Origin of the sequence: Mesorhizobium sp. M1050 (assembly GCF_040318715.1) — a bacterium.
GTDB lineage: Bacteria > Pseudomonadota > Alphaproteobacteria > Rhizobiales > Rhizobiaceae > Mesorhizobium.
This window is the reverse complement of record NZ_JAMYMV010000155.1, coordinates 1-2,691: the sequence shown is the minus strand read 5'-3', so window position 1 is coordinate 2,691 and position 2,691 is coordinate 1. Positions and strand designations below refer to the sequence as shown.

Annotated in this window: 1 protein-coding gene and 1 pseudogene; one reads left to right on the top strand and one right to left on the bottom strand. The window is 62.7% G+C overall.

Going from position 1 to position 2,691, the window contains the following annotated elements:
- Positions 1–595: 595 nt before the first annotated feature.
- Positions 596–901 (bottom strand): annotated as a pseudogene (locus NKH57_RS33560) (group II intron maturase-specific domain-containing protein); the annotation flags it as partial.
- Positions 902–1,353: 452 nt separating this feature from the next.
- Between NKH57_RS33560 and NKH57_RS33555 the strand changes: the two are divergent.
- The gene (locus tag NKH57_RS33555) at positions 1,354–2,337 is read left to right on the top strand and encodes a tetratricopeptide repeat protein (RefSeq protein WP_352950638.1); all 984 of its coding nucleotides are present in this window, start codon (positions 1,354–1,356) and stop codon (positions 2,335–2,337) included.
- Positions 2,338–2,691: the final 354 nt, after the last annotated feature.

The window sequence follows — 2,691 nt, the reverse complement described above, 5'->3', positions numbered from 1 at the left end:
GTTCTCGAATTCCGCAAGAGCCATGTTCGTGTGCTCGACCAACCGGGCCTGACGAAGCTTGCAGGGTTCGAGAACGAATACATCGATCGTAGATGGCATGTCGGCTTACGGCGCCTGAAGTTTTAGCGATGACGTCGTTTCCGACCGGGCGCCGAAGCGAGTGCATAATCTCCTCGCACATCCACCCCGGCTTCCAACATGTAGTCGAAAATGGCCCGGAAACCCTTTCTTTCCAGCCGATCTGGAGAACACAATTCTTCTGCGCGTTTGGACGAATCGATCATGCGTGCACACGCTCTTTGGGGAAATCCCTGGGCCATCCGCACAGTGTTCCAAGCAAGTGCGGGGGTGCGGCTCGCGACCCCTTCTTCCAGCCACAGCCGGGACGCTTCAACCTATGCTGCTGAATGCCGACGCGCTGGACAAGCTCCACAGCACCAGGAAGGCGAATCAGGTCGTCGCTCTTCTGCACATCTTCAAAAGAACGATATCACAGCGGAACATGCTAAAGTGTAGAGTAGGTGGCGAGCGCGGTGCCGCCTTGCGGCGGTCCGTTTCTCACCACCCCTCGCAGAACCGGCACGTGCACCTTTCGTTATGCATCCGGCTCGCCAGAAGATATGGCGAAGTTTGGCGTTCCCATCCACGCCAGACGAAACCGCCAGACCGGAGTCCATGCGAGCATATGTTGCTCGACGGACCCATCGCGCCACAGTCTCACCGTCGGACGGCGGCTGGTGCGTTGTCGGCCTTTTGCGATTTCGCTCGCGTTGGCGTTTGGGCGAACTCTCCGCTGCCAGCGCCAGAGTCGATCCCCGGTGTACCAGTCGAGGCTGGTGAACACGTTGCTGGCTCCGTAGCAGAAGCGGAAGTAATTCGCCCATCCGCGCAGGAGGGGATTAAGCTCCTGAAGCTTTGCGCCAAGGGTCGTAGCTCTCCTCTCTTCCGGATGCGTCCTACGGTCATCCCGTCGACCCCGGCCGTGCGCCCGCCCTAATTAGTGGACACGCGACGCCAAGCGTAAGGCGGCCAATGCGCCCGCCCCGCGAATGGCGCGCTCGATCTGGCAAAAAAAGCAGCCGCATCTGGCTCGGCAACCGGGCAGGCAATCCTCGGCTATATCCTTAGCAGAGGGCCCGCAGCGATGCGCGACCTGGATGCGGCGCATGGCTGGTACGAGAAGTCTGCAGCAGCCGGTTGCCCTGAGGGATGCCTGGGCCTTGCTCTTTCCCTCGCCCGGCGCCGGCAACCTGCGCACACAGTCAAGGTTGCCGCCGAAGTGCGACGTGCTGCCGAGGCCGGCCTGCCGACCGCAATCTAGCTTCTTGTCGTCCTGACCGACATGGGCAGGGCGTGCCGCTTGATCGAGCGGCAGCCGCACGACTGTATCAGCTCGCCGCAGAAAAAGGCCTTCCCGCAGCCCAGTACCGGTTGGGACTGGGATTCATCGATGGTGACCTTGCAGATCTAGATGTCGCGGCCGGCGAGGCGTGGATGCGGCGCGCGGCATTGGCAGGGAATGTCGAGGCAGCCTATCGGCTCGGCGATCGGCGTGTGAAGGGTTCGCCGCCGGACTATGCTGACGCCGCCACATGGTACCGACGGGCGGCAAATGCGGCCATCAGGCTGCCGCCCGTGCGTTGGCATCGCTATATCTTTCCGGGAACGGAGTCGCCCGGGATGTCGAAGAGGGAGCGCGCTGGCCGCGCGTGTCGGCAAAAGGTGGAAAATCAGGTAGCGCAGGTCGACTTTGCCAATCTGGTCCTCGCAGGAGCAGGCGAGCCCGACGACCGCACCAGCATTGTTGTATGGTTCGAGGCGACCGCCTCATCCGGCGATATGGTTGCAGCGTTCAACCTCGACCTCTGCTTTGCCGAGGGCGTCGGCGCCGGTATGCGCAAGGACGAGGAGCAGGCTGCGCGATGGGTGAGGCGGGCGGCGGAAGGCGTGGCAGACGCGCAATATGCCTATGCGCGAATGCTTCAGGATGGACGCGGCGTGGCGCTTGCCGAGATGCTCCTCAACGGGCGTGGCGGCGCCTGCTTGCCCCAGGCTGCCGCGCAGTGGTTCAAGCGGGCAGCCGCTGCCGGGCACCCCGGGGCTATGTTTGCGATCGGCGCACAGTACGCGAACGGCCAGGGTCTGTCGTTCAACCCGGTGGCAGCGCAGAAATGGTTCGCCGCCGCCGCCGAGCGGGGACATGCCCATGCCCAACTGACGCTCGGCCGTTATCTCTGCAATGGTCGCGCCGGCGAACACAACCCGCTAGCCGGTCGCGTTTGGCTCGAGCGAGCGGTTGCACAAGGTGTTCGGGAAGCCGTTGATGAACTCTCATAGTTCGGCGCCGAAGGCTGGTCGCTGTAGCAGATGGGTAAGGACGATGTCGCCTAGAGAGGACCGCGAAGAGATCACGCCAAGAAACGAAAACCCAAGATGGCCTGGGCGCCTGTTGGGGGCGCCAACTGGGATCGGGCGCGGGTCAGGCGGAACAGATCCGCTGCCGGGAGCGGATGCTGCTCAGGAAAGCCTGTCCTCAATCTTGCGCGATGCCCGCTACCGCGGAACACGTGAGTGCTTGCCGTCGCATGCCGAGAGACCTCAACCTTCGACATATTCCTGCTCGAATCCAGCAAACTTAGTCAGGCCCTGCTGATCGAGCACACGAACATGGCCCTGCCGAAATTCGAGAAA